General features: G+C 72.0%; 7 protein-coding genes. 1 reads left to right on the top strand and 6 read right to left on the bottom strand.

Annotated elements, in window-relative coordinates; genetic code table 11:
- The 5 genes from HW578_RS19790 to HW578_RS19770 all read right to left on the bottom strand — a co-directional run.
- Positions 1-802, bottom strand: an 802-nt coding sequence (locus HW578_RS19790; protein ID WP_408906258.1) for a TIGR03915 family putative DNA repair protein, incomplete at its 3' end; no start/stop codon positions are given.
- 68 nt (positions 803-870) lie between these two features.
- A complete protein-coding gene (locus HW578_RS19785; protein ID WP_198372437.1) occupies positions 871-2,103 on the bottom strand; it encodes a putative DNA modification/repair radical SAM protein in 1,233 nt (410 codons plus the stop codon).
- 73 nt (positions 2,104-2,176) lie between these two features.
- Positions 2,177-3,598: a M20 family metallopeptidase gene (locus HW578_RS19780; protein WP_198372436.1), complete on the bottom strand. Its 1,422-nt coding sequence runs from the start codon at positions 3,596-3,598 to the stop codon at positions 2,177-2,179.
- Positions 3,599-3,673: 75 nt separating this feature from the next.
- Complete coding sequence (locus tag HW578_RS19775) at positions 3,674-5,872, bottom strand: xanthine dehydrogenase family protein molybdopterin-binding subunit (protein WP_198372435.1); 2,199 nt, start codon at positions 5,870-5,872, stop codon at positions 3,674-3,676.
- A 14-nt stretch (positions 5,873-5,886) separates the two neighbouring features.
- Positions 5,887-6,351 (bottom strand): (2Fe-2S)-binding protein, encoded by a 465-nt coding sequence (locus HW578_RS19770; protein WP_198372434.1) that lies wholly within the window; start codon positions 6,349-6,351, stop codon positions 5,887-5,889.
- Positions 6,352-6,482: 131 nt separating this feature from the next.
- Here HW578_RS19770 and HW578_RS19765 point away from each other — a divergent pair, with 131 nt between their 5' ends.
- Entirely contained in the window at positions 6,483-7,022 is a 540-nt protein-coding gene (locus tag HW578_RS19765; RefSeq protein ID WP_198372433.1) for a carboxymuconolactone decarboxylase family protein, read from the top strand.
- Between the two features lie 95 nt (positions 7,023-7,117).
- On the opposite strand, the gene HW578_RS19760 is transcribed toward HW578_RS19765, so the two are convergent.
- A partial coding sequence (locus HW578_RS19760) for a hypothetical protein (RefSeq protein ID WP_198372432.1) occupies positions 7,118-7,919 on the bottom strand: 802 nt, incomplete at its 5' end.

The following is a 7,919-nucleotide window of genomic DNA, read 5'->3' as shown; positions in this document are numbered from 1 at the left end:
AGCCGGGCGGCGTAGCCCCGTCACCAGCCGGCGCCGCAGCGTCCTCCGCCGCGCGCCGCCGCGCCTGGATGCGTGCGTGATGCGCCGGGGGCGGCAGCGCGGCCTGCGCCGCCATGGCTGCGACCCGCGCCGGCGCCTGCGCGACCAGCTCCGGGATCAGCGCCGCTTCCGGCAGGTTCCGCCAGTATTTCTTCGGCATCTCCGCGCGCATCGCCGCGAGCTTCACCCGCGCCGGGTTGAAGATGGCGGCGTAGTAGGTCAGCCACAGCGCATCGGTCGGGTCGTCGAGATCCGGCTTCGCCGCGGGGTCGGCCGCGACGGAGAGCGTGCCGCCCTCGAAGGCCGCGGAGCCCTTCGGTGTCAGGATCATCCAGTCCATGTCGGCGAATCGCCGCGCGAAGAAGGGTGCCTTGCGCGCCACGATGTGATGGTCCGGTTCGAACCAGGCGAGGAAGCGCCGCCGCCCGCCCGCCCCCGGGGTTTCGCGGAAGCGCACGAAGGCCGCCATCTTGTGGCAGTCCCGCCGCACCGCGCTGGCCAGGCGCTGCGCGGCGACGACATCGGCATCGGCGGCCATCGCCAGCAGCACGGGGTCGTGCTGCAGGCGCGCCAGCAGGCGGTACAGCAGGGCGAAGCGGCCGGGGTCGCCGTGGCAGACCACCGCCTCGGCCAGCTCCAGGAAGGCGCGCGGCACGCGCGGCGGCGGGCGCACCGCCGGCCCGGGAGGCGTCGCCTGGGGCGCGAACAGCGAATCATCGCCCGCGAGGCGCCAGTCCACCTGCGCCGGCTCGGCGCCCGCCATGAGCAGGCGTCGCGCGGCGTCGCGCCATTCGGCGAAGTCGCCGCGGCCCTGCAGCACCGCCACCTGCATCACAGCAGCGCCAGCTGCCTGGGCTGCGGCGCCACCAGCGCGGCGAGGTCCGACCGGTCCACCAGCCGCAGCGGGGTCCAGCCTTCTGCCACGATCCAGGCCCGCGCCTTGCGCAGCGGCACGCGCAGCCGTGCCAGGTCATCGAGCCGCAGCCGCCGGTGCCGCCGCGCCGAGAGGATCGCGCCCACCGTCTTCACGCCGAAGCCCGGCACGCGCAGCAGGGCCTCGCGTGGCGCGCGGTTCACATCCACCGGGAACTGCGCGCGATTCGCCAGCGCCCAGGCGAGCTTCGGGTCCATGTCGAGGTCGAGCATCCCGTCCGGGCGCGCCGCGGTCACTTCCTCGATCGAGAAGCCGTAGAATCGATACAGCCAGTCCGCCTGGTACAGCCGGTGCTCGCGCAGCAGCGGCGGCGTGGTCGGCGGCAGCTGCGCCGAGGCATCCGGGATCGGGCTGAAGGCCGAGTAGTACACGCGCTTCAGCCCATACCCGCCATAGAGCCGGGCGCTGGTCGCGAGCACCGTGGCGTCGCTGGATGGATCCGCGCCGATGATCATCTGCGTCGATTGCCCCGCCGGGGCGAATCGCTTGCGCGTCCTGGTGCGCAGCGTGGGCTCCTTCGCGTCCTCGATGCGGATGCGCATGTCGGCCATGGCGCGGCGGATGCCGGCGGGCTGCTTCTCGGGCGCCAGCGCGGCCAGGCCGGCATCGGTGGGCATCTCGATGTTGATCGACAGGCGGTCGGCATACAGGCCCGCCTCCTCGATCAGTGCCGGCGACGCATCGGGGATGGTCTTGAGGTGGATGTAGCCGCGAAAGCCGTGGACGGTGCGCAGGTCCCGCGCCACGCGCACCAGCTGCTCCATGGTGTGGTCGGAAGACCGCACGATGCCCGAGGAGAGGAACAGCCCCTCGATGTAGTTGCGCCGGTAGAACTCCGTGGTCAGCCAGACCACTTCCTCGGGCGTGAAGCGCGCGCGCTCGACGTTGCTCGACGACCGGTTGATGCAATAGGCGCAGTCGTAGATGCAGAAATTGGTGAGCAGGATCTTCAGCAGCGAGATGCAGCGCCCGTCGGGCGCATAGGCATGGCAAATGCCCGATCCCTCGGTGGAGCCGAGCCCGCCGCTGGCCGTCGAATCGCGCCGCGTGGTGCCGCTCGACGCGCAGGAGGCGTCGTACTTGGCGGCATCGGAGAGGATCGCGAGACGCTCGCGCAGCGACCGGGGCATGGTCTTTGTTCTATATTTGTTCTCTCCCCGCGACGCAAGCGGCGCGATGCCCGCGGGCACCGCGCCGTCGTGCTCAGTCGGCCGACATCTTGATCGGCGGCGTCACGTCCGGCGGCAGCGGGCACACATAGGGGTGCGCATCCGTCCGCTTCTTGTGGTCCGCCTTGGCGGCGGCGAGCAGGTCAGGGTTGGTGATCGCGTCCACAGCCGTGCCGGCCATGATCTTGGCCACATGCACCAGGCCCTTGTGCGCGATGCCGGACTTGCCCTGCGCCGTGAGCTGCCAGGAATGCCCCGGCGTGCCGATGGCATAGGTCGCACCACGCGCCTGCACCGTCGGCACGGCCCACGACACGTCGCCCACGTCGGTCGAACCGACCCCGCCCTTCCCCTTCGCATCCAGCGGCACGACGATGTCGCACAGCGGCTTGTCGCGATCGACCTCCAGCCCGTGGCGGCGGAAGGCGGCGGCGATGTCCTCGTCGCTCAGGGTGCCCTGGATCTGCTTCGCGTAGTCGCGGTCGGCCTCGTCGAATTGCGGCGGACCGAGGCGCAGCATGTTGTCGTACATCGCCTGCTCGAGCGGCGTGTTCGCCAGCAGATTCGACACCGCGCTGACCACCTTGGTGGTGACGGTCGTCTCGGTCATCAGCGCCGCGCCGTCGGCGATCTTGCGCACGCGGGCCACCAGCTGGTTGAGGCCCACCAGGTCGCGCGCGCGGATCAGGTAGCGCACCTTGGCCGTGCCCTGCACGACGTTGGGCGCGATGCCGCCGGCATCGAGATAGGCGTAGTGGATGCGCGCGTCGGAGGGCATGTGCTCGCGCATGTAGTTCACGCCGACATTCATCAGCTCCACCGCGTCGAGCGCCGAGCGCCCGAGCTCCGGCGCGGCGGCGGCGTGGGAGGACCGCCCGGTGAAGGAGAAGTCGATGCGCGTATTGGCCAGCGACACCGCCTCGTTCACGCCGGTGAAGGCGGCCGGGTGCCAGCATATGGCCATGTCCACGTCGGCGAAGGCGCCCTCGCGCACCATGAAGCCCTTGGCCGCCCCGCCTTCCTCGGCCGGGCAGCCGTAGTAGCGCACGCGGGCCTTGATGCCGTTCTGCTCGATCCAGTCCTTCACGGCGGAGGCCGCGAGCAGCGAAGCGGCACCGAGCAGGTTGTGCCCGCAGCCATGCCCCGAGCCGTCCCCCGGGAGCGGCTTGTGCTCGGCCACGCCGGCCTCGTTCGACAGCCCCGGCAGCGCGTCGTACTCGCCGAGGATGGCGATGACCGGCCCTTCCTCGCCCGCCTCGCCCATCACGGCGGTCGGGATGCCGGCGACGTTCTTCGTGACACGGAAGCCGTGCTGTTCCAGCAGCGCGGTGTGCTCGGCACAGGACCGCACTTCCGCGTAGCAGAGCTCCGGCATGCCCCAGACGCGGTCGGCAAGCTCGATGGCGTCGGGCGCCTTGGCATCGACCAGGCGCCAGATCTCTTCGGTGTTCTGCATGGGGCGTTCTCCGTGGGAAGGCGCCCATGTTCGCCCGCGGCGGCGCGCCCGTAAAGCGCGCCGCCCGGCGCTGCGCTACGCGCCCTGCAGCGCGGCGCGCATCTTCTGCGTGGTGAAGGGCACGGAGCGCAGCCGCACGCCCGTCGCATCGAAGATGGCGTTGGTCACGGCCGAGGGCACGATCGCCGCCGCCGGCTCGCCCGCCCCCCAGGGGCGCTCGGCCGGGCGGTCGATCAACTCGATCACCATCTCGGGAACTTCCGGGAAGGTGATGACCTGGTAGGAGCCCCAGTCGCGGCTGGTGACGGTGCTACGGTCGAAGGTCAGTTCCTCCTTCAGCGTGCGCGAGAGCGTGTGGATGATGTTGCCCTCGACCTGCGCCTTCACGGCGTCGGGGTTGATCATCTGGCCGCAATCATGCGTGCAGAAGAAGCGCGTGACACGGATGGCGCCGGTGCGGCGGTTGACCTCCACCTCCGCCACCGCGGCGACGTAGGTCCGCACCAGCTCGTACTTCACGAAGGTCACGCCGCGCCCGCGCAGGATCTCGCCGGAGCGGTCCTGCTGCGGCGAGGGCCGCGTCTGCCAGTTCGCCAGCCGCGCCACGCGCTCCAGCACCTCCCGCCCGCGCGGGTCGTCCGCCGGCATCACGCGCAGGCGGTACTCCACCGGGTCGGCATTCGCGGCCGCGGCGCATTCATCGAGGAACGCCTCGTTCGCATAGGTGTTCTGCATCCGCCCCGGCGTGCGGATCCAGGAGGGGCGGAAGGGCGTGGTGTCCAGGCGATGGCAGGTCGTCTTGATCGCCGGGAAGGCGTAGGGCAGTGCGAGGTTGTGGATGATGTTGCCCGGGTGGATCTGGTTCTCGCGCGGCAGCCCGCCGAGTTCCGCCGCCGTCAGGTCCACATTGCCGCCCGCACCCTTCGGGATGAAGGCATCGGCCTCCCACCCCACGATGTTGCCCTGCGCGTCGAGGCCGGCGCGCAGGTCCACGAGATGCGGCGGGCCCTTGGGGTCCCACACATGCTCGTCGGCGCGCATCCACTGCACGCGCACCGGCCGTCCCACCGCACGCGCCAGCAGCGCGGCATCGGCGGCCGCATCCTCGTGCCCGTTGCGGCCGTAGCAGCCCGCGCCCTCCAGGTAGACGCAGCGCACCTGCTCGACCGGCATGCCCAGCATCATCGCGAGCTGCTTGCGCAGGTTGTGCGTCGCCTGGCTGGCCGACCACGTCGTGAGCTTCCCATCCGCGCCGAATTCCGCCACCGCGCAGGACGGGCCCATCGACCCGTGCGTGTGGATGGCGAAGTCGTAGGTGCCGCTGACTCGCCGCGTGGCCCCCTGGATAGCGGCGGCCGGATTGCCGCGATCCGAGGTCACCTGCACCTGCGCCACCGGCGTGGCGCGCACATGTTCCCAGATGCGTGCCTGGTCGGGCAGGCCGGCCCAGTTCGACCAGGTGACCTTCAGGTCGCGCGCGGCGCGGATGGCGGCCCATTCCGTCTCCGCGACCACGCCCACGAAGGCGCCCTGGTGCACCACGCGCACCACGCCGGGAATGCCGCGGATGCTGGACTCGTCCACGCTCTGCGCCGTCGCGCCCATGGCGGGCGGGCGCACCGGGCGGCCATGCAGCATCCCCGGCCGCTTGAAGTCATGGACGTATTCGAACCGGCCGAAGACCTTGTCCGGGATGTCCACCCGCGCGACCGACTGGCCCACGATGCGCCGGGCCCCCGGCGCCTTGATCGGCGCGTTCGTGTCCACCTTCATGGTGAAGGCGCGCCCGCCGACCAGGTCGGCATAAGACACCGATCGCCCGCCGCCGCTCACCACGCCATCGGCCACGCTCAGCTGCGCCGCCGGCGTGCCGAGCCGCTCCGCCGCCATGTTCAGCAATTCCCGCCGCGCCGTCGCCGCCGCCGCGCGCAGCGCCACGCCCCCATTCTGGATCGACAGCGAGCCATAGGTCGGCCCCTGGTCCGGCGTCAGCGCCGTATCGCCTTCCACCACGCGGATGCGCGCCATCGGCACGTCGAGTTCCTCGGCGGCGATCTGCATGAAGCCGGTGCGGATGCCGGTCCCCAGATCCACCTTGCCGATATAGACCGTCACACCCCCCTGCGCGTCGATCGACAGAAAGGCGGCGACCTCGTCGCCCGCCACCGGCTTCTCGGTCCAGGCGGCGGCACCCTTCGGGCGCAGGCCGATCGAGAAGGCCACCATCATCGCCCCGCCGGCCTTGAGCAGGCCGCGCTTGCTGATCGCGTTCATCGCGTGCCCTCCCCTCAGCCCTGCGCCGCGCGCAGCACGGCCGCGACGACGCGCGGATGCGTGCCGCAGCGGCAGATGTTGTTGGCCAGCGCCTCCTTGACCTGCGCCTCGGTCGGGCGGGGCGTCTTCGCCAGCAGCGCCGCGCTCTCCATGATCATGCCATTGGCGCAATAGCCGCACTGCACCGCCTGCTCGGCGATGAAGGCGGCCTGCAGCGCGTGCGGGCGCTCGGGCGTGCCGAGCCCCTCGAGCGTCACGATCCGCTTGCCCGCGGCATCCGCCACCGGCACCTGGCAGGATCGGACGGACTCGCCATTCACATGAACCGTGCAGGCGCCGCACTGGCCAAGCCCGCAGCCGTAATGCGGCCCGGTCACGCCGACATCGTTGCGCAGCGCATAGAGCAGCGGCATCTGCGGGTCATCGACGGTGATGGTGACGGCACGGCCGTTCACCGTCATGGCGACGGTCTCAGTCATCTCGTTCATCCCTCCCAGGTGCGGCATGGGCCGCCGGCGTGGTCGCCGAAGACTTGGACGCTTCGCGCCGGCGCGCAACCGGCAAATCGCCACCCTGGACAGGTGCGCCGCGCGGGCCGCAGCATTGCGCCATGCCCAGCGTCACCCCCCTCCGCCCCGAAGCCCTGGCACCCGAGCTGCGCGAGGTCTGGCAGCGCTACGCCACCACCTACGGCCCCTTCGAGGGCCAGCTCGAGGTCTTCGCGCATGTCCCCGCGGCGCTGCGCCACCTGATGCCCATGCTGATGGAACTGCGCGCCGCCGCGACCCTGCCACGCCGCGCGCTGGAACTCGCCATCGTCGTGGTCTCGAAGCTGAACGCCTGCGACTACTGCATCGCCCACCACCAGCCCTTCCTGGCGGTGGAGGGCATCCCGCCCGAGGTGGTGGCCGGCCTGCCCGCCGATGCGGACCACGCGTCCCTGACGCCCTGCGACCGCGCCGTGATCGCCTTCTCGGTCGCCGCCTGGGAGGACAGCCACCGCGTCCCCGAACGCCTGTTCCGCGACCTGCGCGCGCATTTCACCGAGGCGCAGATCGTCGAGCTCACGCTGCGCATCACGCTGACCGGGTTCTTCAACCGGTTCTCCTCGGTGCTCGGCATCGAGGAGGAGGCGACGGCGCACGCCTGACGCGCTCAGGCGGCCCGGGCGCGCGCCGACGCCCTGGAGCCGTTTCCGCGAGCATCTTCACCCGATCAGGTGGTTCCACCTGATCGGGAACTGCTCTATGCGCCGTCCAGCAGCCTCAGCGCAGCCTCCGGCCCGACCAGGATCTCGGTCAGCCGCGCGAGGTCCGCCGGGTTCGCCTCGGGCCTGCCGCGCAGCGCGGCAAAGGCGTCCGTGACCTTGCGCAGCGCGGCATCGTAGGCGGCCGCCCCGCCCAGCTTGCGCCCGGCGGCCTCGAGCCGGCGCAGGCTGCGCGCGGTCGCCTCCATCGCCCTGATCCCGGCATCGTCGAGCCGCGCGCCGGCCTTGGCCAGCGGGTCCAGCAGGTGATGCGCGGCCGAGTCCGCGAAGGCGCTGCGGCAGGCCTCGCCGACCGTGCGGCGCAGTGCCGCGACGCGCTGGCGCCGTTCCGGGCGGCGGCCGACCTCCGAGCCCTCCAGGTCGTCCAGCGCCTCGGCGAACTCCTCGGCAAGCTGCGCCGCGCCCTGCGGGTCGCCGACCGACAGGTCGGGCCGGCACTCCTCGATCCAGCGGTCGAGCACGCGCTCGACCGAGCCTGGCGGGCCGATGCGCGCCGCGGCCGCGACCGAGGCGACCGAGCCGGGCCTCGCCGCCTTGGTCAGGAGGGTCGCGAGCATCGCCTCGGTCACCGAGGGCTCCTCGCCGGCAGCCGAGACCAGCGCCGCCTTCACGAGCGCCTCGGGCGGGCCCTCCCGCGCCGCCAGAATGGCGGTCCAGAGCGGATCGGCATGGCGCCAGACCCCGGCGGCGAGCGCCACGCAGTGGCGGAACCCGGGCTCACCGAGGCCGCTGCCCTCCCAGGCGGGCGGCGGCGCGAGCGAGCCCGCCGCCCCCGCCGCC

Origin of the sequence: Roseomonas rosulenta (genome assembly GCF_016106005.1) — a bacterium.
Classification (GTDB): domain Bacteria; phylum Pseudomonadota; class Alphaproteobacteria; order Acetobacterales; family Acetobacteraceae; genus Neoroseomonas; species Neoroseomonas rosulenta.
This window is presented reverse-complemented; position numbering and strand designations above follow the sequence as displayed.